We start from the raw sequence: 23,930 nt of genomic DNA, 5'->3' as shown, positions 1-23,930 counted from the left end.
CTCCGGAAAATGATGGATATATGCCGGAGATTCACTATCTTTAGGATATGGAAACGACATTCAAGATACGAGCATACGGGCGGATGGAGCTGGCCGAGGCCTACCTGCCCGATCTGCATCCCCGCTCGGCCCACCGCAAGCTGCAACATTGGATAACGATCTATCCCGGCCTGCCCGGTCGCCTCCTCTCGCTGGGTTATCACGAGGGCGAGCGGGTCTATTCGCCCGCCATGGTGCGGGCCATCATCGAGTCGCTCGGCGAGCCGTGAGAGCCGGATGGTATCCGGGTGGAATAGGGGCGCTAAGTCAATGGAACGCAAGACGGATTCCATTGACTTAGCGACCGTATCTCATTGGTTTCCGAGCCGTGTCTCAATAAAAAGCGCATGGAAATTGTATACCCCAGTAAAATACAGTAGATTTGTATATTATAAAAAGGATGGAAAATGACTATATTTGATGAATATAAGACATATACAGGAGACTCTTCAATCTCTCCCTCCTTGCTTTGGGAGTATGACCTGTCACATTTTGACTGGTGGAAATCCCGGAAGATTGTGGTACAGCGTGTCATTGAAAGAGGATGGTTGAAGGATTTTTATGCCGCATTCAATTTATATGGAGGTATAGAGGGATTCCGGGAAATAATAAAAGAACTCCCAAGCTTATCTCCACGAGACATGAATTTTGTTTGTATTGTCTTTAATCTTGAAAAGGAGGAACTAAAATGTTACACACGGAAGTTGTCTCGGGAAAAACACTTGAACTCCTGAAAAAGCTGGAAGCGGAAAATGCGATGACCCGTTTTAATCTGGCGGGAGGAACTTCTTTAGCCCTGTATTTAGGACATAGGAGAAGTGTGGATTTAGATCTTTTCACTCCGAAACCGTTTGATGCGGCGGAATTGGAGAGATTTCTTATGGATAAATATGGATTCCGTACCGGCTTTATGGAGAGGAACACCTTGAAAGGTTCCATAGACGGAATAAAGATTGACTGCATTACCCACTCTTATGAGTATCTTGAAAAGCCATATATCGAGTACGGTATAAGATTGTACAGCATGCAGGATATTATTGCCATGAAGCTCTCTGCCATCGCCGACGATGGGTCACGGCTAAAGGATTTCATCGACATCGCTTTCCTCTCCACCCGTTTCCCTTTCAATTCCATGTTGGGAATGTATGAGCGTAAATTTCCGGGGGCAAATGTCATCAGGCCCTTCAAGGCCATTACTTATTTTGAGGATATAGATTTCGATGAGGATATCGTTATGCTGAATGGCAAATACGATTGGAGAGCAATTGAGAGGAGATTGGTTGATATGACTAGAAATCAAGATAAGGTCTTTGATTCGTTCCCATTTCCTCTGAAGGGAAAAAGGTCTTGATTTGTAATAGAAAGGATATCCATAACTCTTTTTGAGGAGCTTTATGAGCTTCGCTGAAACATAGCGGGGTGCGCAAGGGTGCGCATCTTTACGTGTTTTCCTAAAACTTTTCTGGTAAATGTAAATTTGTGTCACACTGCTGTGTGTGATACAAATTTATTTATTTCTAAAATGTTTTTCCAACCACTCTTTTTTGCGCACCCCTGCGCACCCCCTGCTTTAAAATGGAAGTTTAGGATTCGCTGTATTGTTTTGGTTATCAGTATGATTCTTTTCATCTTCCTTCTTCGTTCCCTTTTCTTCCGGGGTGCTCAAAAAATTGTCTTTTACCTGTTCCGGAGTGATCTCTACGACCTCAAATAGGCGTTTTCCACGTATTGTCGTGAGCTTAAAACCGTGTTTTTTCAGCACCTTGCTCAACGTAACTATATTGGAACGTGTCGGCGTGATACGTGTAAATACACTTAGTTTCGTCATAATATCGCTCGCCGTAAGATACTGTGGCGTGTCAAAACGCTCCGGTTTGCGGAAATAGGTGAAGAACAATTCCTCCTCGGGGCTTCGCTGGCGGAAGGTCTCGTTGTTCTCGTTGATCTTTCGGATGTCTTCGCCGGAGAACCAGTATTTCTCGCCCCGGCGGAAGAGGGCGAGGGCTTGGGCGTAGATGTCGGCGTGTCGCACGGGCGACTGGTAATCGATCCGTGTGGCCTCGAAGCAGAGGAAGCGGCGAGACTCGTTATCGTCCGGCAGCGATTGCAAGTCGTTCACCGTGGCGGCGAAGGAGGCGTGGCGTATCTGCGTCTCGGCATAGTGTCCGTACGGGCGGCGCAGGTAGATGACCCCGGTGGAGGTGAGCGCCTTGAGGCGGTTCAGATCGGCGTAGCTCTGGCCGGACATCTCGTCGATGACGATCAAGAGGCAGTCCACCATCATCTGCGGGAAACCCTTGCTATACGGATTGACATTGCCCGTGAAAAGATAGTCCCGCAACTCGGGCGGCACGAGGTTCCGCAGCCACGAGGTCTTGCCCAGCCCCTGCCCGCCGGCCAGCAGCAGGATGGTATGGTTTTCCACGCCTAGCTCCATGGAGCCGGCCACTTGCGCGATAAGCCAGCGCTTGAGGCAACCCCGCCAGAAGGCGGGCCGGGTGGTGTCCACGGTATCGGCCAGCTGCCCGATCCAGTCCGTCACCCCGTCCCACGGGGCCAGCCCCTCGAAATACGAGCGGAAAGGGTGGAACGTCTCGCTGAAGTCCGACATCAGTATGGCCCGGATGTCGTTATGCGAGCAGTAGTGGCCGTCCTTCAGGAGACTCCGCCAGAGCGAGTTCACCCAGTAGTCGGTCACCGGCTTGAAGACCGGCTTTTGACCGTTCCGCTTTTTCTTCGAGGCCACCTCCACGTACCCCCTCACGCCGTTCTTGCGGGTGAGGAAACGCTCGGATATATAATTCTCCACGGCGACCACGTCCAGCGGGCCCCCGCCCTTTTTCCGGGAGGTGGCGGCGCTCGTCTCGGCGGCGTGCTCCTCCACGTGGCTGTAGGCGCTCTCGATGGCGGCGAGGCGCTCCTCCGCCGGCAAGTCGGCGAAGGCGGTATCGGCGTAAGCCTCCATCTCGGCCCGCTTCACGCCCAGCCGGTTCGCCCGTGCGGCCATGACGAAGATGAAGTTATTGCGGTTGCCCTCGGCGTAGGCGCCTTTCCGCTCGGCGGTCCGGCGTGCCTTCTCCAGTGGCGAGGCCACCTTCCTTTCCTTCGCCCCGGGAGCCGTCTCGCTAACCTCCTCCTTCCAAGTAAGGGGTAGCGGGGCGAGGCCCTCCGGTAGCTCGCCGGTACCCTCCAGCCAAGGGCGGTAGGCAGGCGAGAGGTATAGGGCGGGATCGTCCGATACGAAGCAAAGCCGCCCGATGTCGCTGCCCGAGGTATCCAGCTCCACGCCGAGCCGGGCGGCGTACCAACGGCTCATGGCTTCGTAGACCCTCCGGTGATTACCCAGCGTGGCGGTCTCGTCCGTGGCGGCGTAGGCGATGAGTTTCGCCCCGTCGCCGCTGGGACTGCGGAAATACGCCACGGTGTAGGGCGCTTCCGTGGCGAGCGGGGTGATACGCTCCAGCTCCCGTTCCCCTACGTGGTCGATGTCGAGTACCACCAATTGGTTATAGCGGGTGATGTGAGGGTCGAGGCGTTTCCCGGAGTAGGTGGCCTGTGGGGTGAAAGCGGGCAGTTTTTTCTTTAGTTTGGCGGCCAGTTCCTTATCGCCCGACGCTAGCGCCTCCCGCGTCTCGTCGATGAACTGCTTGTACGTTCCTCTTTGGATGTTTTCCAGTACGCCCGCTAGCGAGGCGTCTCCCTTGTATCGTCCGAAAAGGGCGAATAATGACGTGTTTATCATACTATGTTTTTAAGTGATAAAAAAAGAGCCAGTGTCTCTGGCTTGATGCCGCTAAGGTAGGGAGGCGCTTTGGGACGCCTCCCAAGTTTTAACTTTTGTTGTGAAAAACGGGAAGCTTCTTATTCATGCGCTTTCCCGTATTCCTCCTGCGCCGTCGAGAGGATGCTCCGGAAGCTCCTTGGCTCCGGGCAGCCGTTGGGGTGTATCTCGAACACCTCGTCCAGCGCCCGTATCATGGCTTCCCGGTTCGTCTGCCCGTTCACCCGGAAACGTTGGTCATCGAGGATGGGCAGCGTCAGCCGCACGAAGTCTTTCACGGAGCCCGTGTAGATGATCTTCTCCCGTTTAACCAGATCCTCCTCCGGCTGGTAGTCTTTAAACAACTTATGCGCCCCTTTCGCGTCTTTTTTCAAGTCCACCCATGCCTTTTGGGCATTTTCCAAACTATCCAGCAGCTTTCTCACGCTTGTTTCCGCTTCCCGGAAACTGATTTTTTTTCATATATGATTAATTGTTAAAGTTAAAAACGTCGCAAAGGTACATTATCTGCGTGATAATTCCTCGGAAGTTGTTGCTTTGCCGGATATATATGCTTATATTTGTAATTACTCATAAAAACAAAGATCGCTATGATAATAAAGAAGATTCCTTACGGACTGACGGATTTTGAGAGGATTAGGAAAGAGCCGTATTATTATGTGGATAAGACTCATTATATCGAGTGGTTGGAGGAATCTGCCAATTTCTTCTTCTTGATCCGCCCGAGGCGTTTTGGAAAGTCTTTGTTTATCAACATGCTTAGATGGTATTACGATATCTATAGGCGGGATCGTTTCAAGGAAATCTTCGAGGGGCTGTATATCGGTTCGCATCCTACGGCGGAGCAAGGGAAATACCTTGTGCTCGATTTTAATTTCGCCGGCGTGAATCCGGACCCGGATCGATTGCTGGCCTCGTTCAATGATAATTGCTCGATGCGTTTCGATCTTTTCGCCGGGCTTTACGGACATATGTTCAATCCCGGTTTCGCCAGTGAATTGAAAAGACTCAAGAACGCGGACGAGAAATTGAACTACCTGATCGGGCAGGCTACGTTACTGGATCTTCCGATCTACCTGTTCATCGATGAGTATGATAATTTCACGAACGCCATACTCGCCAATGTGGGGAATGAGCATTACCGTAAATTGACACATGGCACGGGGTTCTTCCGCTATTTCTTTAATAAGCTGAAAGAAGGTGCCACGGGAAACGGACCGATCAAGCGTATGTTCATCACGGGAGTCTCTCCGGTCACCATGGATGACGTGACAAGTGGATTCAATATCGGTGCCAATATGAGCACCGATCCCCGGTTTAACGGGATTATCGGGTTTAGCGAGCGGGAGGTACGTGATATGTTGTCTTATTATAAAGACGTGGATATGCTGGCCGGAGAGGTAGATGAGGTGATCGGCGTGATGAAGCCATGGTACGATAATTACTGTTTCTCGAGAGATTCGCTCCACGAGCCGATGTATAACTCGGATATGGTGCTGTATTTCCTGAATCATTATCTTCCGTTGAAAAAAGTTCCGGAGAACATGATCGATAACAACATCCGTACGGATTATAATAAGCTCCGTCATTTGATTCGCTTGGACAAGAAAATGGGCATGAACGCCTCTATCATCCAAGACATCGTGACGAATGGCGAGACCGTAGGTACCATCAAGACGGCTTTCCCCGCCGAGGATCTGGCAAAACCGGATAATTTTAAGAGCCTGCTCTATTATTTCGGGCTGCTTACCATACGGGGTACTAAATGGGGGAGTACCCTATTGGCGATCCCTAACTTGACGGTTCGTGAGCAGTTGTACTCCTATTTGGTGGAGGCTTACCGGAGCGCCGATTTATTTTCCCTCGAGATGGATCGGCTGGGGATGCTCGTGGCTAGCATGGCCTACGAGGGAAACTGGAAACCTGTCTTTGAGTACTTCGCCTCTGAATTGAAGCGACAAAGCTCTATCCGTGAGTTTATCGAGGGTGAGGCGCACGTAAAGGGCTTTTTGTTGGCTTACTTGGGCTTGACCCGTACTTATATAATTCATCCGGAGTATGAGGCGAATAAGGGATATGCGGACTTCTACATGATGCCCGATTTGTTGCATCAACCGGAGATCGTCTATAGTTATATCGTAGAGGTGAAATATGCCCGTCGTGACGCCTCCACCCCGGAGATAGAATCGCTGAGGACTGAGGCTGCCGGGCAATTGAAACGTTATGCCGAAGATCCTAAAGTGAGAGAGACGAAGGGAAATACGAAACTTCGCCTGATAACACTGATATTTAAAGGCTGGGATTTGGTGGCTTGTGATTGAATGCCTATATTTGGCATGAAACTTTAAATCTGTATCTTATGAGAAAGCTTCTGGGGTTTTTATGCGTATGCGCGTTGGCTATCGCTACGGCTAGGGCACAAGATGCGGTGGATGACTATGTCTCTTCCGCCGCCGGCCAAGCCGTGATCTACCATGGGAAGGAGCAATTAAAATATCCCACCTCGATAAGAAATCACCCCTATTTGAAGAGCGAGAAATACGTACCCGGGGATCTTAGCTTCGAAGGCATTCTCTACAAGGACGTGAAAATGCGCTTAGACCTGTACAAGAATGAGTTATTACTGCTCTCTCCGGACAATCGCTATAATATCGTCTTGCCGAGCGATCGGGTAGACTACGCTGAGTTTCATGGGTACGATATCTTCTACAGGTATCCGGACGAGCGGTCGGGCAACCTGCCGGAAGGCTATTACCTACGGTTGTATGAAGGGAAGTGTACCGTACTGGGGAAATGGTCTTGTATATTATCTAAGACGATAAAAGATATGAAGCTCGATGAATCCTTCGATCAGTCCGTAAAATACTACATCCGGAAGGAGGGCGTTTACTATACCGTGAGGAGCAAGGGCTCCGTGTTGAAGGTCTTCAAGTCCAAGAAAAAGGAGTTAGCCCGGTATATCAAGCGGCGAAAGCTGGATTTCAAGCACGCTCCCGAGGAAGCCATCGTAGCCGTGGTGAGACAGTATGAACAGTTAAACGAGATCCCATGAGAAAGAGCCTATATATCGGTATGGTAATGTGCCTGCTGTCCGGCTGGACGGCGAGGGCGCAGCGGACGGTCGATCTGGATTTCCGGCAAGTAACCTTAAATGTCGTGTTCGACGCTATCGAGCGGCAGACCGGACAGCCCGTCTACCGGCAACCCTTGGAGACGGACTCCATGGTCGTTAGCGTACACAGTGAGAAGGAAGAGCCCTTGGTGGCGTTGCGGCATGCGTTGGAGGGGACTCCCTTCCAAGTATCCTCGTATGGCGGCGCCTTCTTTGTATTGAGAGATAACACCTTGATGACCTCCCTGCCCGAGAACTTCTTCCTGCGGGAGAAGCGGAGAGAGGGCGATGGCGACGAGGAAGGCTCCGGTATCTCCCTGATGGCGGGCCGGAAGCAGCAGAAGGCTACCTCGGAGAACAAGGTCTACGAGATCGGCGACGCCTCGGGCAAGGCGGCGGACCGGGTCACGGTGACCGGCAATATCAGCGATTTCAAGACCGGTGAGCCGATGGTGGGCGTGGCCGTGTTCGTGAAGGACCCGATGATCGGGGCTACTACCGACGCTTATGGCTATTATACGCTGCGCCTCCCTCCCGGACGACACGAGCTGTACATACAAGGCATGGGCATGAAGGATACCCGGCGGCAGATCATGCTCCATTCCGACGGCAAGCTGGATATAGAGCTGGAGGAACAGGTCTACACCTTGAAGGAGGTCACGATCTCCTCCGAGAAGATCGCCAACGTGCGGAATACGACGATGGGAGTGGAACGCTTGAAGGTGAAGGATATAAAGAATATCCCGATGGCGTTCGGCGAGGTGGATATCATGAAGGTAGTCATGTCGCTCCCCGGCGTGAAGGCGGTGGGCGAGGCCTCTAGCGGCTTTAACGTGAGGGGTGGGGCGACGGACCAGAACTTAATCCTCTTCAACGACGGGACGGTCTATAACCCGACCCACCTGTTCGGCTTCTTCTCCGTCTTCAACCCCGACGTGGTGAAGGATATGGAGCTGTACAAGAGCAGCATCCCCGCCAAGTATGGCGGACGTATCTCCTCCGTGCTCGACATCAACAGCCGGGAGGGTAACAAGAAGGAGTTCAAGGGATCGGCGAGCATCGGCTTGCTGACCAGCCGCCTTACCTTGGAGGGGCCTCTCTTCTCCGAGAAGACCTCCTTTATCGTGGGTGGACGTACCACTTACTCGGACTGGATCTTGAAGAAACTCCCCGAGAAGAGCGGCTATAAGGATGGCAACGCCGGTTTTTACGACCTGAACGCCACGATTAACCATAAGTTCGACGAGCGGAACAACCTCTATCTGAATGGCTACTATAGCCACGACCGTTTCCGCTTTAACGTGGATGAGCGGTATGCCTACGAGAACGCCAACGCCTCGGTGAAATGGAGGCATATCTTCTCGGATCGTTTCACGGGGGTCCTCACTGCCGGCTACGACCATTATGGCTACAATACCCGTAATACGGATAACCCGGTGAACGCTTATTCCCTCGCTTTCCGTATCGACCAGATGTACGGGAAGATGGACTTCACGCATTACCTGAGCGATAAGCATACGCTGGATTTCGGCGCCAGCTCGTTGTTCTACGGCTTGGAGCCGGGGAAATACCTACCCTATGGTGGGGAGTCGTTGGTGAAGGAGGACCGGATGGAGAAGGAGAAAGCGGTGGAGTCCGCTATCTATGTGGGCGATCGTTGGGATATCACCTCCCAACTCTCCTTGAACGTGGGGGTCCGTTATTCCATGTTTAACGTATTGGGGCCCCGTACCTATAATCTCTATGCCGACGACCAACTGCCTTCCTTGGCTACCGTGACGGGTACGGTGGATAAGACCGGGGCGTTCAAGACTTACCACGGGCCGGAGTTCCGGGTATCCTCCCGTTATGCCTTTACCGAGGACTTCTCCGTGAAGGCCGGCTTTAATACGATGCGCCAGAATATCCATAAGCTATCCAATACGACCATCATGTCGCCCACGGATACGTGGAAGTTGAGCGACGCTAACATCAAGCCGCAGACGGGTATGCAAGTGGCCGCCGGGCTATACCGGAATTTCTTGAACAATACGATCGAGGTCTCCTTGGAGGGATATTACAAGACGATGAAGGATTACCTAGATTACCGGAACGGCGCCGAGCTGCTGATGAACCACCACATCGAGACGGACGTGCTGAGGACCGAGGGGCGTGCCTATGGCGTGGAGCTGATGGTGAAGAAAACGCAAGGGAAGTTGAACGGCTGGGTAAGCTATACCTACTCTCGCACGCAACTGCGGCAGAACGATCCGATGATCGTCACTCCCGTGAACAAGGGGGATTGGTACGCCGCCGATTTCGATAAGCCGCACGACTTGAAGTTCGTGGGTAACTATAAGTTCACGCATCGTTTCAGCTTCTCGCTGAATTGCGACTATAGCACGGGACGGCCGATCACCTTGCCGGTCTCCAAATATCATTACGGGGGCGGGGAGTTTGTCTACTATTCGGACCGTAATCAATACCGTATCCCGGACTTTTTCCGGATGGACGCCTCGTTCAACATCGAGCCGAGCCACCACCTGACGTTGCTCACGCATAGCACGATCTCTTTCGGAGTCTATAACCTGACGGGGCGAAAGAACGCCTACTCGGTGTATTATATATCGGAGAACGGGAAATTAAAGGGATATAAGATGGCGATATTCGGGGTGCCTATCCCGTTTGTCTCTTATAATATTAAATTTTAGGGGGGAGTTGAGATGAGGAAAGAAGCGAAGATAAAAGATTCTATAAAAGGCTTTCATTGGTGGCTGGGGGCTTTGCTGTTGTTATTGTCCGCCTGTGTCACGGATTACGAGCCGAAGGGTTTGGAGCAGGTACGGGATTTGTTGGTCGTGGATGGTATCATCACGAATGGCGAGACTACGATAAAGCTCCGGAGAAGCGTGGCCCTGACCGACGATTTCACGGAGGATGAGTTCGTGAATAATGCCAAGGTGGTGGTGGAGCGTGAGGATGGAGCTGTTTTCACTTGCGCTAATTCTTCCGGGAAGGGAGAGTATAAGGTGGATATGGGAGAGCTGGACCCGGGTAGCCGGTACCGGCTACATATCTCGCTGGATGGGCTGGAGTATGAGTCGGACTATCTGGGACCGGAGATAACGCCTCCGATCGACTCTCTCTCCTTGCTGAAGAAGGGGCCGGGAGAGGAGGTCCGTCTCTGTGTGTCTACGCATAATGCCCCGGATCGATCCTCTTATTTCCGCTGGATGTATAAGGAGAATTGGGAGGTGAAGGCGGAGATCTTCATGGCTGCCGAGAAAATGGGTAATACGGTCGTAATATATGATTTACTTACATCGAATAATTGGTATTATTGCTGGGGGAAGGACAGCTCGAAGGTGATCTCCCTGGGCAGTTCCGATAGGCTGACGCAGAACGTGATCGCTAACAAAAGTATCGCCTCGTATCATCCCAGCGATCGCCGTTTCTCGATGTTGTATCATGCGGAGGTGGAACAATATGCGTTGCACCGGGAGGCTTACGACTACTATTTTAATTTGCAGAAGAACATAGAGGAGTCTGGTAGCTTGTTTGCCCCTATTCCTTCGGAGATGAAAGGGAATATCCGTTGCGTGACGGACCCGGAGGTTCCGGTGATCGGTTTCGTGGAAGTAGCGACAGTGACTCGCCTCAAGCGTTTCTTTCCGGAGATAGAGAAGGTATATGAGGCCGAGGTTACGGGCTGCGCAAGCACGATCGTACAGGGATCGGAATATGATAATAATCCGGATTATGGATATGTTTCCTATAATCCGATGAATGCGGCGAGTAATACGTATGCGCTGAAACGTTGTATGGATTGCGGCCGTTTTGGTTCGAAACAGAAGCCCTCTTGGTGGCCCACCAGTCATTTATAATTTAGTTGCTATGAAGAAGTCTATGATAAAACAATGGATCTTGTCGCTCCTCTGCCTCTTATGGGCGGGGCAAACGGTTCTCGCAGGGGAATTGCGAGAGCGGGTTTATCTGCAAACGGATAAGCAATTTTATCTGTCGGGCGAGCTTGTATGGATGAAATTCATTGCCACGGATTTGGACCAACGGTTGTCCGACGTGAGCAAGGTGGGATATGTGGAGCTTCTGGATAGCGCCTCGGCGGTCGTGCAAGCCCGACTCGTGCTGGAGAAGGGGGTAGGGAATGGTTGCCTGCAATTGCCGTCTACCTTGCCGACCGGAAACTACCGGCTGGTTGCCTATACCCGTTATATGCGGAACGAGGGGGAGGAGGTCTTCTTTGAGAAGCCGCTGACGGTGGTGAACACCTTCGTGACGAACGAGGCCCTGCTGACGGATACTTTATTGCCCACTTACTCTTTTACGAGGCGAGAGGGCCCAGTTTCCGTATCACCGGACCGTATGACCTATGATACCCGTTCAGGGGGGGAGATCCGGATAAACGGCCTGCCCCCGGATCTACAGACTCTATCGGTCTCTATCGCCGGGATCGACTTGTATAAACCTTCCGCCCGGAGCGGTATCGTTGATTGGAAACAAAGCATGCCTACTACGGGGTCATCGCCTGCCGATCATAAATTCTTGGCGGAATACGAGGGGCCGATCCTGACGGGGAAAGTGATCGATCTGTCCACGGGCGAACCTTCGTCTAAAGAGGCGGTGAGGCCTTTATTGGGCTTTTCCGGGGGGGAGATCCGCCTTTTCGGGGGGCAACTGGGCGCTGCCGGGGAGGTGACTTTCTTTACGAAACATATATCTGGGACGCACGAGATCGTGACGGTGGCTTTATCCCCTTCCTCCTCTCGCTACCGGGTGGACATCGAATCTCCTTACGCTACGCATCCGGAGAAGGAACTTCCCGCCTTGAGATTGAATCCCGCTTGGCAAGATGAGTTGGTGAAGCGGAGCGTGGGGCTACAGGTGTTGCATGCTTACCGGTCTGATTCCTTGGTTCGGGAAAAAGCGGAGAAGCCTTGGTTCCAGTGGCAACCGGATTGGAGTTATCTTTTAGATGAGTACACCCGTTTCACGACGATGGAGGAAGTCGTGATCGAGTTTATCCCCGGCCTTCGTTTCCGTAAGATGGATGGGGTTCGCCGGTTGGCGGTCCTGACCGAGGAGCGGATCGGGTATACGATCGGTAACTCATTGGTTTTATTGGATGGTATCCCCATCACCGATCACGAGATCATTTTTAAGTACGATCCCCTAAAAATCCGGAAGATCGATGTGTATAAAGGTAAGTACGTATTCGGTGGGCAGATATTCGACGGTATCGCCTCCTTCTCCTCTTACGAGCATAATTACCCGGGTCTGGTAGTCGATAACTCCACCCAGTTCTTTGATTATGAGGGCACGCAAGCCCAGCGCATCTTCTATATGCCCGCTTACCGGACAGAGGCCGAGAAGCGATCTCCTGTTCCGGATTTCCGCCATACCTTACTTTGGCGACCCGATATCCGGACAGCCGGCGAGTCCTCTATATCCATCCCCTTTACCACCTCCGACCTGACCGGTGATTTCACCATCACCATCGAAGGCCTGACCCAAACCGGCGAGGCCCTCTATGCGACGGAACAATTTCAGGTAAAATAGCGTGCGATATGGATTATTCTATTTATCTTTGTAACCTTACTATGGGAAATTAAATCGGATTGAAGATTATGGGAACATTGGAATTGAAATTATCATTGATACAACGGCTCAGTCTCATAAATGATGATGATTTGTTACATCGTATCAAGAGCTTGATTGATAGGATGGAGGAAAGGCAAGCCCTTCGCTTCTCGCCGGAAGTAAAGGTTGCCATAAAGCATGCGCGAGAAGATATCTCGGAGGGGCGTTTTATTGAAGATGAAGGACTGGATAGATATATGGAGCGATGGGTAAACGAAAGTTGATTTGGTCTCAATCAGCTTTGAATGATATGACCGAAATTTTTGACTATTATAATAAACGTAATAAGAGTAAAACGTACAGCACTAAATTATTAGGAGAGTTTAGGGCGATAATGCGTTTAATCCTTTCTTCTCCTCGTATGGGGATCAAGACAGAGGATGAGAATATCCGTTATGTGCTATCTGGTAACTATGCCTTATTTTATGAAATCAAGTCTTGTACAATAGAGGTCTTGATTGTTTGGGATTGCAGACAAAGTCCCGGGCGGTTGGAGATGTGCATCCGTCAACGTCGTTGATATGAAATAAAAACAATTCAAGATATCCTCATTCTCATCTTAAATCCGTACTTTTGGCGAAAAATCAGATTTAAAGATGAGAAGTTTCGCTAGTGACAACAATTCCGGCGTGCATCCCCGGGTAATGGATGCGATCATCAAGGCAAATGATAATCATGCGGTTGGATATGGTGATGATCCTTGGACAGAGGCCGCTACGAGTAAGATACAAGAAGTGTTCGGCAAGGATGCTTCTCCTTTTTTCGTGTTTAACGGGACGGGGGCGAACTCCGTGGCCCTGCAAGCCGTGACCCGTCCGTTTAATAGCATCCTGTGCGCCGAGACCGCCCATATCAACGTAGACGAATGTGGAGCCCCCGCACGGATGACCGGTTGCGCCATCGTCACGATCCCTACGACGGACGGTAAGCTGACACCGGAATTGATCCGTCCCCATCTGAAGAACTTCGGGGTTTGCCACCATTCGCAACCCAAGGCCGTTTATATCTCCCAAGTATCGGAATTAGGTACGATCTATACGATAGAGGAAGTGAAAGCGATCGCCGATCTCTTACATTCGTACGATATGTATCTGCATATGGACGGAGCACGCTTGGCGAACGCCTGCGCTTATCTGAATTGCACGATGCGCCAAGTGACCGTAGACGCAGGCGTGGATATCTTGAGCTTCGGAGGCACGAAAAACGGTATGATGATGGGAGAGGCCGTGGTCTCGTTCCGCCCGGAGATCACGGAGAACCTGCGATTTTACCGGAAGCAATCCGCCCAGCTAGCCTCGAAGCTACGTTATCTCTCCGCCCAGTTCATCCCTTATCTGGAAAATAACCTCTGGTTGGAGAACGCCATGAAAGCGAATATCAGCGCCGCCAAGCTAGCGGACGTGCTACGACAATACCCGGAGATTCATTTTACGCAGAAGATCGAGTCCAACCAGCTCTTCTTCACGATCCCTGCCGAGGCGTTGAGGAAGTTGCAAGATAAATATTTCTTCTATATGTGGAACGAGGAGATCAACGAGGCCCGTCTCGTTACCTCTTGGGATACTTCCGGCGAGGATATCGCTGAGTTCGAGCAGTCATTGAAAGAGATATTCGGTTAAGGTATAGATATAAAATGAATATAAACATTAGATCGAATCCTATGAGGAAATGGTTTATTTGGGCGATCGTTATGATCGGATGTTTGCCCATAAATAAGGCATTGGCACAGCAAAGCGGCGATGCCGAGCGGAATACGTTGCGTATCATGAGCTATAATATCCGCAACGGAAGGGGCATGGATGAGGTGACGGACCTCGAGCGTATAGCGGAGGCTATACGTAAGGTAGCCCCCGATGTAGTCGCCGTACAGGAGGTAGATAGCGTGACCGGAAGAAGCGGCGGGATCGACGTGCTCCGGACACTGGGAGAACGCACCCTGATGTTCCCTACCTACGCCCCGGCCATCGACTTTGATGGCGGTAAATACGGAGTAGGTATGCTGAGCAAGGAGAAGCCGGTGAGCTACCGCTATATAGCCCTTCCCGGACGGGAGGAGGAACGGGTCTTGCTATGGGTCGAGTTCGAGAGATATATCTTCTGCTGCACGCACCTTTCCTTGACGCCGGAAGACCGGATGCTTTCCTTGCCGATCCTTCGGCGGGAAGCCGCTTCCGCACATAAACCCCTGTTTATCGCCGGGGATTGGAACGCTACGGCGCATTCCCCCTTTATCACGGAAATCAGCAAGGATTTTCTACTGTTGAGCAATCCTAAACAGGCTACCTTCCCGGCTTCCACGCCGGATAGCTGTTTGGACTATATAGCGGGCTATGTAAAGAATGGACAGCCCTTTACCCGTTTGTCCGCATGGGTTCCCGAAGAGGCGGTGGCATCGGATCATCGCCCGGTCGTAACGGAGGTTCGCTTGAAGGCCAGGCCGGAAGAGATCTTTTATGCGGCGCCCTATCTGCAAAATCCTACGGAGGGCGGCATAACGGTGATGTGGCAGACCCGTGTCCCTACGTATAGTTGGGTAGAATACGGTACGGACACGCTGAATTTGAAGAAGGCCCGCACCATCGTGGACGGTCAAGTGATATGCAACGGCTTGCATAATAAGATTCGGCTGACGGACCTACGACCGGGGCAAACCTATTACTACCGGGTATGCTCGCAGGAAATCATGCTTTACCAAGCCTATAAGAAAGAGTTTGGCGAGACGGCGGTATCCCCGTTCTACACTTTCAAGGTCCCTTCCGCATCCCAAAAGGATTTCACGGCCTTGATCTTTAACGACCTGCATAAGCATATCCCGACCCTAGACGCTTTATACGAGCAAGTGCGTGATATCCCTTATGATTTCGTGGTATTTAACGGGGATTGTATAGACGATCCCGCCAATGAGAAAGAAGCTTTGTATCATTTGGCTTATTTATGCGGGAAGGTGGGCGCCAGTCATGTCCCCGCTTTCTTCCTTAGAGGCAACCATGAGATCCGAAACGCTTACTCGATCGGCCTACGTGCCTTGTTTGACTATGTGGGCGATAAGACGTATGGGGCGTTCAGCTGGGGAGATACCCGTTTCGTCATGCTGGATTGCGGCGAGGATAAACCGGATAGCACATGGGTGTATTATGGCCTGAACGATTTCACCGGTCTCCGGAAAGATCAAGTGAGTTTCCTCTCGAAAGAATTGAACGGCAAGGAGTTTAAGCAAGCCTCGAAGCGGGTTTTATTGAACCATATCCCTATCTACGGAAACGGGGATGCCTATGAGCCTTGTCCGGAGCTTTGGGGAAGCCTGTTGGCGAAAGCCCCTTTCAACGTGAATATATCCGCCCATACGCATCAATACGCTTTCCACCCGAAAGGCTCGTTGGGAAATAACTTCCCGGTGATCGTAGGCGGGGGGTATAAGCTCGATTCGGCTACGGTGATGGTATTGCGGAAGAAAGGAGACGAGATGAGTGTACGAGTGTTGAACGCAAAAGGGGAGACCTTATTAGACTTGAAACTATAAGAGACAGGATGAATACGGATTTGATTTACGGGATCGATGACCGTCCGCCTTTGAAAGAGACGCTTTTTGCCGCCATCCAGCATCTGCTGGCTATTTTCGTGGCGATCATAACACCTCCCTTGATTATCGCCGGGGCGCTGAAACTGGATCTGGAGACGACCGGTTTCTTGGTTTCCATGGCTCTGTTCGCCTCCGGGGTATCCACATTCGTTCAATGTCGTAAATTAGGACCGGTCGGGTCGGGGCTGCTATGTATCCAAGGAACCAGCTTCTCGTTTATCGGCCCGATTATCACGGCTGGTTTGGCGGGAGGGCTTCCCCTAATTTTCGGCGTTTGTATCGCCGCCTCTCCGGTAGAGATGATCGTGAGCCGTACTTTTAAATATCTGCGCTCGGTGATTACTCCCTTGGTATCGGGTATCGTGGTGTTGCTCATCGGCTTGAGCTTGATCAAGGTAGGAGTGGTCGCTTGCGGCGGGGGGTATACGGCTATGGATAACGGTACGTTCGGTAGTTTGCGTAATGTCGGAGTAGCTGTGTGCGTCTTGTTGAGTGTCTTGTTCTTCAATCGTTGTAAGAACAAGTATTTGCGGATGAGTTCCATCGTACTGGGGTTGTGTATCGGTTATGCGATCGCTTTCGCCATGGGGATGGTGGATATGGAGGCTGTCTCCTCGCAGAGTTTGAGAGGGTTTAATATCCCGGTTCCCTTCAAATATGGATTGGATTTTAATATCTCTTCATTCGTGGCGATCGCATTGATCTATCTGATCACGGCGATCGAGGCTACGGGGGATATTACCGCCAACTCGATGATATCGGGAAAATCGATCGAGGGAGAAGGCTACCTAAGGCGAGTCTCCGGCGGGGTGCTGGCGGATGGGGTGAACTCGTTTATCTCCGGAATTTTCAACTCTTTCCCGAACTCTATCTTCGCCCAGAATAACGGGATTATCCAGCTGACGGGAGTCGCCAGCCGGTACGTGGGGTATTATATAGCGGGTATGCTGATCCTGTTGGGATTATTCCCGGTTGTCGGCGTTATCTTCTCCTTGATGCCCGATCCGGTGCTGGGAGGGGCTACCCTGCTGATGTTCGGTACGGTGGCGGCGGCAGGTATCCGTATTATCGCCGCCCAAGATATCAACCGGAAGGCCACGTTGGTGTTGGCGGTTAGTTTGTCCTTGGGGTTGGGGGTGGAGCTGATGCCGGATATTCTAGGGGCCGCTCCTCAAGTGATCCGTGGCATTTTCTCCTCCGGCATAACGACGGGTGGCTTGACGGCCATTCTGGCGAATTTATTTATACGTGTAAAAGAAGATCAAACAGAATAACAAATTATGGAATTATTGAAGCAACGCATCTTGCAAGACGGCCGCTGTTATCCCGGCGGTATCCTTAAAGTGGATAGTTTTATCAATCATCAAATGGACCCGATGTTGATGTATAAGATCGCCGAGGAATTTATCCGTCGTTTTCAAGATCGTAAGATAAACAAGATCGTGACCATCGAGGCGAGCGGTATCGCCCCGGCCATTATGGTAGGTTATATCATGCAGCTGCCGGTGGTCTTCGTAAAGAAGAAGAAACCGAAGACGATGGAGAACATGCTCTCTACCGTGGTCCATTCCTTCACGAAGGATCGTGACTATACGGTATGTATCAGCAATAACTTCTTGACTCCGGAGGATCATATCCTGTTTATCGATGATTTCTTGGCTTACGGAAACGCCGCCATGGGAATGATCGAGTTGGCGGAGCAATCGGGAGCCGTGATCGAGGGTATGGGTTTTATTATAGAGAAGGCGTTTCAAGATGGCGGGAACCTGCTGCGTGAAAAGGGCATACGTGTGGAGAGCCTCGCCATTATCGATAATCTGGATGATTGTAAGATAACGGTTCGTTAAAGGAAAAGATATGGATGAGAGAATAAAAGAAAAGTTGATTAACCGTGCGAAGACGAATCCTTATGTGAATTTTCTGGGGATCGACTTCACGGTTATCGAGGAAGGTCGTGTGGAGGCGCATATGCCCTTGCATGACGAGCAGAGACAATATAGCGGCGTGACGCATGGGGGTGTCTTGGCTGCTTTGGCGGATACGATCGCCGGTTTCGCCGCCTATACGATGACTCCGCTGGAGAAAGACGTGCTGACGGCAGAGTTGAAAATGTCTTTCTTACGGGCCGCTTGGGGCAATGAGCTGATCGCCAAGGGTACCGTGATCAAGGCGGGACGGAATATACATTTTTGTGAGTGCGAGATTTATTGCGACGATAAGTTGGTGAGCAAATCTTCCGGCACCTTTTGTGTGGTCCATCCCCAAGTATAGAAAAGATGTTACTTATTTATCAATATCATGAAGACTTCAAATGTAAAAAGAATCCTTTGCGGCTGCCTGTTGTTCGCCGCTACGTGGCCGGCATTCAGCCAGCCTGCCACGAATCCCCGCCTGATCATCCGTGCGGATGACATGGGGTCGTTCCGTTCCGCCAATATAGCGTGTATGGAAGGGTATAAGAATGGGGTGGAGACCTGTATAGAGGTTATGGTTGTCACCTCGTGGTTCCCCGAGGCCGCCCGACTGTTGAGGGAGAACCCGGGGATAGATGTCGGGCTTCACCTGACGCTGACCAGCGAATGGGATAACGTGAAATGGCGTCCGCTGACGCATTGTCCCAGCTTGACCGATAGCAATGGCTATTTTTTGCCGATGATGTCTCCGAATCCCGCCTACCCGGGTCTGGCCATTCTGGAGAATACATGGAGCTTGGCCGAGATCGAGCAGGAGGCCCGGGCCCAGATAGAGATGGCCTTGAAGAACATTCCCCAGATCAGCCATATCTCCGGCCATATGGGATCGACCGGTTTCGATCCGGAGGTGGTGAAGCTGATGCGCCGCTTGTCCGAGGAATATCATCTGCCGGTCGTGGATCGGGTAGAGGCGATGCAGGAATACGATTTCACCTATTCCGGGTATGATGGAGCCTCCAAGACCCCGGCCGAGAAGGAAGCCAGTTTCATCCGGATGTTGGATAAGCTGGAACCCGGTAAACGCTATATGTTCTTGGATCACCCGGCCTTGGATAACGAGGAGATGAAAACCGTCGGGCATATCGGCTACGAGAACGTGGCGATGGACCGTCAAGGCGTGACCGATCTTTTTACCAGTCCGAAGGTGAAGCAAACCTTGAAGGATAAGAACATAGACTTGATCAGCTATAACGACCTGACCAAGGAACTCCCTCGTGCGGAAGCCTCGAAAGCCTTGGATAAGGCGTTTGGCAATTACCTGCGGGCGGTGAAAAAGGCGGATCAAGACTTGCATAGTATCATGATCCTCCAGCATGGAAAGGTCGTAAAGGAGCAATGGCTGGGTGAGGGCGACCGCCATACGCCGCATGTCTTGAACTCCGTTAGCAAGACCTTTACGGCTACGGCTATCGGTTTTGCCGTCGCGGAGGGTAAATTGAAGGTCACGGACAAGGTGATCTCCTTCTTCCCCGACCAATTACCGGCCGAGGTAAGCCCTTACTTGAAAGAGCTGGAGATACGTCACCTATTGACCATGTCCTCCGGCCATGATGTCGATCCCACCGCTTTAGTACGGCAGAAGGGGAACGAGAAGGCCGATTGGGCAAAGCTCTTCCTCTCGGCGCCGTTGGTACATAAACCGGGAACCTATTTCGTATACAACAGCCTCGGCACGTATATGCTTTCCGCTATCATCCAGAAGGTGACGGGGGAGAAGGTGATCAATTATCTCTATCCACGCCTGTTCCGTCCGCTGGGTATCGTCGGCGCTACTTGGGAAGAGAGTCCCCAAGGTATCAATTGCGGCGGTTGGGGTTTGTATCTCAAGACCGAGGATCTAGCGAAAATGGGTCAGTTTTTCCTGCAAAAGGGAAAATGGAACGATAAGCAATTGCTCCCCGAAAGCTGGATAGAGGAAGCTACTACCTCCAAGATAGCCTCTTTGCCCGCCGGTATGAGACCGGAGAACTTGAAGATGAAGCCGAAAGATAGCGACTGGTTACAAGGCTACGGTTACCAAATGTGGCGTTGCCGCCATAACGCCGTTCGTGCTGATGGAGCCAATGGACAATACATTATTATATTGCCCGAGCAAGATGCGGTAATCGCCATGACCGCGAATATCGGCGATATGCAGGCCGAGATCGACTTGATATGGAAATATATCTTGCCTGCCTTGAGATAGGAGATGTAGGCCCTACGTCCGGGAAACCAATAAGAGGCCCCGGACGTAAGCCTATGTGACTTGTTGGGCGTAAGCGAATGGTTTACGGTACGTAAGTCAATGGATTGCGGGAAAAACTCAATGATCCCCACCCCGTAAACCATTGGGTTACGAAAAAAGAAAAGCCTTCCGGTCTATGACCAGAAGGCTTTTTTAGTTGCGGAGGCAAGACTCGAACTTACGACCTTTGGGTTATGAGCCCAACGAGCTACCACTGCTCCACTCCGCGATATAGTTGCTATCATTCCTTGATTGCGAGTGCAAAGGTAGGGATATTTTCTTACAAAACAAATTTATTGCAAGTTTTTTTTAATATACTTGGTAGATACGATCTTTTTTAAGTACTTTGCGCACAGTTTTAATCAAAATGTGCAATACAATGCCGATGACAGTTTCTAAAACACGTGACATGTTGGTGGATGTGGCCAGACAATTGTTTGCCCGCATGGGGGTTGATAACACAACGATGAACGATATTGCACAGGCATCTCGTAAGGGGAGACGTACGCTTTATACGTATTTCAAAAGTAAGAACGAGATCTATTTGGCGGTAGTGGAGTCGGAGCTGGACCAGCTTCATAAGATGCTGGTGGACGTGGCCAGCAAGGATCTGCCGGCGGACGAGAAGCTGCTGACGTTTATCTATAGCCGCTTGGACGCTGTAAAGGCGTTGGTGTTTCGGAACGGTACGTTGCGGGCTACCTTCTTCCGTGATATATGGCGGGTGGAGAAGGTACGCAAGAGCTTCGACCTTCGGGAAGTGGAGATCATAAAGGGAATATTGGACGATGGCGTGAAGGAGGGTATATTCAGCATGCCGGACACGGACATTACCGCCCTCGTGCTCCATCATGCCTTGAAAGGGCTGGAGGTGCCCTATATCCGGGGGATCATGGGTGATAATATCAGCCAGCGGATTAAACGTAGAGACAATGTGATGAATTTAATATTCAACGGAATAAAGATTAAGTAAATCAAAGACACTAAGGAATGTTTATTAATGCGACAGGGTTTTATGTGCCTGAAGAACGGGTAGATAACCAACATTTTCTTGAATTGAGCGGGTTGACAAGTGAGTGGATTGAGCAACGGACGGGAATTCATACCCGCTCGAAAGCGAAAGAGGGGGAGAATATCAATACCATGAGCCTTGAGGCCGTGAAGGACGCTCTTCCCAAATTGCCTTACGATATCACGGAGGTAGACTTGATCGTCTCCGCTTCGTATTCTCCTTATGATACGGTTGCGACGGCCGCGCATACGGTTCAACATGAGTATACTATCGCTGACGCGAAAGCTTTATATCTATCCTCGGCTTGTTCTTCTTTCTTGAACGCCTTGGAGGTTGTGGAGGGATATTTCGCCATGGGGAAGGCTTCCAAGGCTTTGGTGCTTTCCGCTGATAAGAACTCCGCTTATTATAATGAGACAGACCCGAAGGCGGGCCATTTATGGGGTGATGCCGCTGCCGCTTTCTTTATCTCCAAGGAGCGGATCGGTGAGGGCGACGCTGAGATCGTAGAGGTCTACACGCAAGGTCTCGGCCATTTGTCGAAAGCGATGGAGGCGGTTCACTTGCGTCCTCGTGACGGCGGTATCTTGATGCCGGAGGGGCGTGACGTATTTATCCAAGCTTGTACCTATATGCCTAAGAATGTCCTTCATTTGTTGGAGAAGAACGGTTATACGCTGGATAACCTTACTTATTTCATCGGCCATCAGGCGAATATGCGTATCATGGCGAATATCGCCAAGCAATTGAACTTGCCGGACGAGAAATTTTTGCACAATATCGAGGAGCTGGGAAATACGGGTTCCGTAAGCTCGGCCTTGGTATATGCCCAGAACGATAAGAATTTCAAGAAAGACGACTTGATCGCTATCACGGTATTCGGCGGTGGCTATTCAACGGGAGCTTGCTTGATTAAACATTGATATTAAAAAATTTGAGTAATATGAAACTATTAGAAGGTAAAGTGGCTGTCGTAACAGGTGCCGCTCGTGGTATTGGTAAGGCTATCGCCTTGAAGTTCGCCCAAGAGGGCGCTAACATCGCTTTCACGGATCTAGTGATCGATGAGAATGGCTTGGCTACACAGGCCGAGATCGAGGCCTTGGGCGTGAAGGCGAAAGGATACGCTTCTAACGCCGCTAACTTTGAAGAGACTCATAACGTGGTGGCCGAGATCGTGAAGGATTTCGGACGTATCGATATCTTGGTGAACAACGCCGGTATCACGAAAGACGGCTTGATGATGCGTATGAGCGAGGGACAATGGGACGCTGTGTTGAACGTGAACTTGAAGTCCGCTTTCAACTTTATCCACGCTTGTACCCCGGTCATGATGAAGCAACGTGCGGGTAGCATTATCAATATGTCTTCTGTCGTAGGTGTCCATGGTAACGCCGGACAAGCTAACTACTCCGCTTCCAAGGCCGGTATGATCGGCTTGGCTAAGTCTGTCGCTCAGGAGTTGGGTTCTCGTGGCATCCGTGCGAACGCTATCGCCCCGGGATTCATCATCACGGATATGACCGCTCAGCTGTCTGACGAGGTACGTGCCGAGTGGTGCAAGAAGATTCCTTTGCGCCGTGGTGGAACGGTCGAGGATGTGGCTAATATCGCTACCTTCTTGGCTTCGGATATGTCTTCTTATGTATCCGGACAGGTTATTCAGGTTGACGGCGGTATGAACATGTAATATGGAGGTTATTTACGAGGATAATCATATTATAGCGGTAGATAAGACCTGCCGTGAGATCGTGCAAGGCGACAAGACGGGCGATAAGCCTCTCTCGGAGATGCTGAAGGCATGGCTGAAGAAGAAGTATTGCAAGCCCGGTAACGTCTTTGTCGGTGTCACGCACCGTCTGGATCGTCCGGTGAGCGGGGTCGTGATTTTCGCCAAGACGAGCAAGGCCCTCTCTCGCTTGAACGAGATGTTTCGTGTCGGTGAGGTGCGCAAGACGTATTGGGCGATCGTCAAGAACCGTCCCCCGCAGGATGAGGGTGAGTTGGTGGATTGGCTGGTGCGGAACGAGAAGCAAAATAAGAGTTACGCTTACGATACCGAGCGGCCGAATGCCAAGAAAGCCATCCTGCGTTATAAATTGATCGCCCATTCGGATCATTATTATCTGTTGGAGATCGATTTGAAGACGGGGCGGCACCATCAGATCCGCTGTCAGTTGGCGAAGATGGGATGTCCGATCAAGGGAGATCTGAAATATGGTTTCGATCGTTCCAATAAGGATGGAGGCATTAGCTTGCACGCACGTAGTGCGGAGTTTATCCATCCGGTTTCAAAAGAGAACGTGCGAATTGTCGCTCCCGTACCGGACGATAATTTGTGGAAAGCGTTGTCGGTTGATCAATAAGATAATAGATGAAGATCTGGTATCTGTGAAATCCTTTCGGATGGAAAAAGCATTTCATTCGAAGGGATTTTTATTTTTAAGTGTAGACTTTCCCGGCTGGTTGTGGATTTATTCCCCAGTTGGATATGCCCTAATTTTAGTATAAATGTTAACATAAACGCTATACGGTTTGTTATTAAGTGAAGTAACGTTAATTATCGATGTCC

The 23,930-nt window shown here is 50.9% G+C and carries 22 protein-coding genes and 1 tRNA gene; 20 read left to right on the top strand and 3 right to left on the bottom strand.

What is annotated here, in order from left to right:
* Positions 1 to 47: 47 nt before the first annotated feature.
* The 3 genes from ACESPU_RS02665 (at position 48) to ACESPU_RS02655 (ending at position 1,390) form a co-directional block, all read left to right on the top strand.
* Positions 48 to 269, top strand: coding sequence for a DUF4248 domain-containing protein (locus ACESPU_RS02665; RefSeq protein WP_158532797.1), 222 nt, complete (start codon positions 48 to 50; stop codon positions 267 to 269).
* A 177-nt stretch (positions 270 to 446) separates the two neighbouring features.
* Positions 447 to 773, top strand: coding sequence for a hypothetical protein (locus ACESPU_RS02660; RefSeq protein ID WP_005868066.1), 327 nt, complete (start codon positions 447 to 449; stop codon positions 771 to 773).
* Positions 728 to 1,390 carry a nucleotidyl transferase AbiEii/AbiGii toxin family protein gene (locus tag ACESPU_RS02655; RefSeq protein WP_005868067.1) on the top strand — a complete coding sequence of 221 codons (663 nt, stop codon included), beginning with the start codon at positions 728 to 730 and terminating at the stop codon, positions 1,388 to 1,390. Before ACESPU_RS02660 ends, ACESPU_RS02655 begins: the two co-directional genes overlap by 46 nt.
* Before the next feature lie 219 nt (positions 1,391 to 1,609).
* Here ACESPU_RS02655 and ACESPU_RS02650 read toward each other — a convergent pair whose 3' ends face one another.
* Together ACESPU_RS02650 and ACESPU_RS02645 are read right to left on the bottom strand one after the other, a co-directional pair.
* Positions 1,610 to 3,781, bottom strand: a complete 2,172-nt coding sequence (locus ACESPU_RS02650; RefSeq protein ID WP_158532796.1) for a BT4734/BF3469 family protein — start codon at positions 3,779 to 3,781, stop codon at positions 1,610 to 1,612.
* Between the two features lie 119 nt (positions 3,782 to 3,900).
* Positions 3,901 to 4,245 (bottom strand): hypothetical protein, encoded by a 345-nt coding sequence (locus ACESPU_RS02645; protein ID WP_005855952.1) that lies wholly within the window; start codon positions 4,243 to 4,245, stop codon positions 3,901 to 3,903.
* A gap of 165 nt (positions 4,246 to 4,410) precedes the next feature.
* Here ACESPU_RS02645 and ACESPU_RS02640 point away from each other — a divergent pair, with 165 nt between their 5' ends.
* The 13 genes from ACESPU_RS02640 (at position 4,411) to ACESPU_RS02580 (ending at position 20,307) form a co-directional block, all read left to right on the top strand.
* A complete protein-coding gene (locus ACESPU_RS02640) occupies positions 4,411 to 6,141 on the top strand; it encodes an ATP-binding protein (protein WP_121960878.1) in 1,731 nt (576 codons plus the stop codon).
* A 38-nt stretch (positions 6,142 to 6,179) separates the two neighbouring features.
* Entirely contained in the window at positions 6,180 to 6,872 is a 693-nt protein-coding gene (locus ACESPU_RS02635) for a hypothetical protein (RefSeq protein ID WP_121960877.1), read from the top strand.
* Positions 6,869 to 9,622 (top strand): TonB-dependent receptor domain-containing protein, encoded by a 2,754-nt coding sequence (locus tag ACESPU_RS02630; RefSeq protein WP_373133119.1) that lies wholly within the window; start codon positions 6,869 to 6,871, stop codon positions 9,620 to 9,622. The genes ACESPU_RS02635 and ACESPU_RS02630 overlap by 4 nt, the downstream gene beginning before the upstream one ends.
* Positions 9,623 to 9,634: 12 nt before the next feature.
* Entirely contained in the window at positions 9,635 to 10,795 is a 1,161-nt protein-coding gene (locus ACESPU_RS02625) for a DUF4249 domain-containing protein (RefSeq protein WP_373133118.1), read from the top strand.
* A 10-nt stretch (positions 10,796 to 10,805) separates the two neighbouring features.
* The gene (locus tag ACESPU_RS02620; protein ID WP_373133117.1) at positions 10,806 to 12,488 is read left to right on the top strand and encodes a hypothetical protein; all 1,683 of its coding nucleotides are present in this window, start codon (positions 10,806 to 10,808) and stop codon (positions 12,486 to 12,488) included.
* Between the two features lie 68 nt (positions 12,489 to 12,556).
* Positions 12,557 to 12,793, top strand: a complete 237-nt coding sequence (locus tag ACESPU_RS02615) for a hypothetical protein (protein ID WP_005868073.1) — start codon at positions 12,557 to 12,559, stop codon at positions 12,791 to 12,793.
* On the top strand, positions 12,775 to 13,089 hold the full coding sequence (locus tag ACESPU_RS02610; RefSeq protein WP_008778261.1) for a type II toxin-antitoxin system RelE/ParE family toxin: 315 nt from the start codon (positions 12,775 to 12,777) through the stop codon (positions 13,087 to 13,089). Before ACESPU_RS02615 ends, ACESPU_RS02610 begins: the two co-directional genes overlap by 19 nt.
* A gap of 76 nt (positions 13,090 to 13,165) precedes the next feature.
* Positions 13,166 to 14,188 (top strand): low specificity L-threonine aldolase, encoded by a 1,023-nt coding sequence (locus ACESPU_RS02605; protein WP_005868076.1) that lies wholly within the window; start codon positions 13,166 to 13,168, stop codon positions 14,186 to 14,188.
* Positions 14,189 to 14,202: 14 nt separating this feature from the next.
* Positions 14,203 to 16,089 (top strand): endonuclease/exonuclease/phosphatase family protein, encoded by a 1,887-nt coding sequence (locus ACESPU_RS02600; protein WP_373133116.1) that lies wholly within the window; start codon positions 14,203 to 14,205, stop codon positions 16,087 to 16,089.
* 8 nt (positions 16,090 to 16,097) lie between these two features.
* The gene (locus ACESPU_RS02595) at positions 16,098 to 17,423 is read left to right on the top strand and encodes a nucleobase:cation symporter-2 family protein (RefSeq protein ID WP_373133115.1); all 1,326 of its coding nucleotides are present in this window, start codon (positions 16,098 to 16,100) and stop codon (positions 17,421 to 17,423) included.
* Between the two features lie 6 nt (positions 17,424 to 17,429).
* Positions 17,430 to 17,996, top strand: coding sequence for a xanthine phosphoribosyltransferase (gene xpt, locus ACESPU_RS02590; RefSeq protein WP_227793762.1), 567 nt, complete (start codon positions 17,430 to 17,432; stop codon positions 17,994 to 17,996).
* Positions 17,997 to 18,006: 10 nt separating this feature from the next.
* Positions 18,007 to 18,420 carry a PaaI family thioesterase gene (locus ACESPU_RS02585; RefSeq protein ID WP_005855973.1) on the top strand — a complete coding sequence of 138 codons (414 nt, stop codon included), beginning with the start codon at positions 18,007 to 18,009 and terminating at the stop codon, positions 18,418 to 18,420.
* Positions 18,421 to 18,447: 27 nt separating this feature from the next.
* The gene (locus ACESPU_RS02580; protein ID WP_373133114.1) at positions 18,448 to 20,307 is read left to right on the top strand and encodes a ChbG/HpnK family deacetylase; all 1,860 of its coding nucleotides are present in this window, start codon (positions 18,448 to 18,450) and stop codon (positions 20,305 to 20,307) included.
* A 196-nt stretch (positions 20,308 to 20,503) separates the two neighbouring features.
* On the opposite strand, the gene ACESPU_RS02575 is transcribed toward ACESPU_RS02580, so the two are convergent.
* Positions 20,504 to 20,575, bottom strand: a tRNA-Met gene (locus ACESPU_RS02575).
* Between the two features lie 150 nt (positions 20,576 to 20,725).
* Here ACESPU_RS02575 and ACESPU_RS02570 point away from each other — a divergent pair.
* Genes ACESPU_RS02570 through ACESPU_RS02555 form a run of 4 tightly spaced genes read left to right on the top strand, consistent with a single transcriptional unit; the run spans position 20,726 to position 23,724 of the window.
* Positions 20,726 to 21,319 carry a TetR/AcrR family transcriptional regulator gene (locus ACESPU_RS02570; protein WP_005855975.1) on the top strand — a complete coding sequence of 198 codons (594 nt, stop codon included), beginning with the start codon at positions 20,726 to 20,728 and terminating at the stop codon, positions 21,317 to 21,319.
* Positions 21,320 to 21,336: 17 nt separating this feature from the next.
* The gene (locus ACESPU_RS02565; protein WP_005868085.1) at positions 21,337 to 22,281 is read left to right on the top strand and encodes a 3-oxoacyl-ACP synthase III family protein; all 945 of its coding nucleotides are present in this window, start codon (positions 21,337 to 21,339) and stop codon (positions 22,279 to 22,281) included.
* A 20-nt stretch (positions 22,282 to 22,301) separates the two neighbouring features.
* Positions 22,302 to 23,048 (top strand): 3-oxoacyl-[acyl-carrier-protein] reductase, encoded by a 747-nt coding sequence (gene fabG / locus ACESPU_RS02560; RefSeq protein ID WP_005855977.1) that lies wholly within the window; start codon positions 22,302 to 22,304, stop codon positions 23,046 to 23,048.
* Position 23,049: 1 nt separating this feature from the next.
* Positions 23,050 to 23,724: an RluA family pseudouridine synthase gene (locus ACESPU_RS02555; protein ID WP_008780327.1), complete on the top strand. Its 675-nt coding sequence runs from the start codon at positions 23,050 to 23,052 to the stop codon at positions 23,722 to 23,724.
* Positions 23,725 to 23,930 lie beyond the last annotated feature (206 nt).

The sequence above is a fragment of the Parabacteroides sp. 20_3 genome (assembly GCF_964238835.1).
Lineage (GTDB): Bacteria > Bacteroidota > Bacteroidia > Bacteroidales > Tannerellaceae > Parabacteroides > Parabacteroides distasonis.
This window is presented reverse-complemented; position numbering and strand designations above follow the sequence as displayed.

Bases quoted from the DNA above. Each gene is read 5' to 3' on its own strand.
- ACESPU_RS02665 (WP_158532797.1), top strand. From the start codon at position 48: ATGGAAACGACATTCAAGATACGAGCATACGGGCGGATGGAGCTGGCC.
- ACESPU_RS02660 (WP_005868066.1), top strand. From the start codon at position 447: ATGACTATATTTGATGAATATAAGACATATACAGGAGACTCTTCAATC.
- ACESPU_RS02655 (WP_005868067.1), top strand. From the start codon at position 728: ATGTTACACACGGAAGTTGTCTCGGGAAAAACACTTGAACTCCTGAAA.
- ACESPU_RS02650 (WP_158532796.1), bottom strand. From the start codon at position 3,781: ATGATAAACACGTCATTATTCGCCCTTTTCGGACGATACAAGGGAGAC.
- ACESPU_RS02640 (WP_121960878.1), top strand. From the start codon at position 4,411: ATGATAATAAAGAAGATTCCTTACGGACTGACGGATTTTGAGAGGATT.
- ACESPU_RS02635 (WP_121960877.1), top strand. From the start codon at position 6,180: ATGAGAAAGCTTCTGGGGTTTTTATGCGTATGCGCGTTGGCTATCGCT.
- ACESPU_RS02630 (WP_373133119.1), top strand. From the start codon at position 6,869: ATGAGAAAGAGCCTATATATCGGTATGGTAATGTGCCTGCTGTCCGGC.
- ACESPU_RS02625 (WP_373133118.1), top strand. From the start codon at position 9,635: ATGAGGAAAGAAGCGAAGATAAAAGATTCTATAAAAGGCTTTCATTGG.
- ACESPU_RS02620 (WP_373133117.1), top strand. From the start codon at position 10,806: ATGAAGAAGTCTATGATAAAACAATGGATCTTGTCGCTCCTCTGCCTC.
- ACESPU_RS02615 (WP_005868073.1), top strand. From the start codon at position 12,557: ATGGGAACATTGGAATTGAAATTATCATTGATACAACGGCTCAGTCTC.
- ACESPU_RS02610 (WP_008778261.1), top strand. From the start codon at position 12,775: ATGGGTAAACGAAAGTTGATTTGGTCTCAATCAGCTTTGAATGATATG.
- ACESPU_RS02605 (WP_005868076.1), top strand. From the start codon at position 13,166: ATGAGAAGTTTCGCTAGTGACAACAATTCCGGCGTGCATCCCCGGGTA.
- ACESPU_RS02600 (WP_373133116.1), top strand. From the start codon at position 14,203: ATGAATATAAACATTAGATCGAATCCTATGAGGAAATGGTTTATTTGG.
- ACESPU_RS02595 (WP_373133115.1), top strand. From the start codon at position 16,098: ATGAATACGGATTTGATTTACGGGATCGATGACCGTCCGCCTTTGAAA.
- xpt (WP_227793762.1), top strand. From the start codon at position 17,430: ATGGAATTATTGAAGCAACGCATCTTGCAAGACGGCCGCTGTTATCCC.
- ACESPU_RS02585 (WP_005855973.1), top strand. From the start codon at position 18,007: ATGGATGAGAGAATAAAAGAAAAGTTGATTAACCGTGCGAAGACGAAT.
- ACESPU_RS02580 (WP_373133114.1), top strand. From the start codon at position 18,448: ATGAAGACTTCAAATGTAAAAAGAATCCTTTGCGGCTGCCTGTTGTTC.
- ACESPU_RS02570 (WP_005855975.1), top strand. From the start codon at position 20,726: ATGCCGATGACAGTTTCTAAAACACGTGACATGTTGGTGGATGTGGCC.
- ACESPU_RS02565 (WP_005868085.1), top strand. From the start codon at position 21,337: ATGTTTATTAATGCGACAGGGTTTTATGTGCCTGAAGAACGGGTAGAT.
- fabG (WP_005855977.1), top strand. From the start codon at position 22,302: ATGAAACTATTAGAAGGTAAAGTGGCTGTCGTAACAGGTGCCGCTCGT.
- ACESPU_RS02555 (WP_008780327.1), top strand. From the start codon at position 23,050: ATGGAGGTTATTTACGAGGATAATCATATTATAGCGGTAGATAAGACC.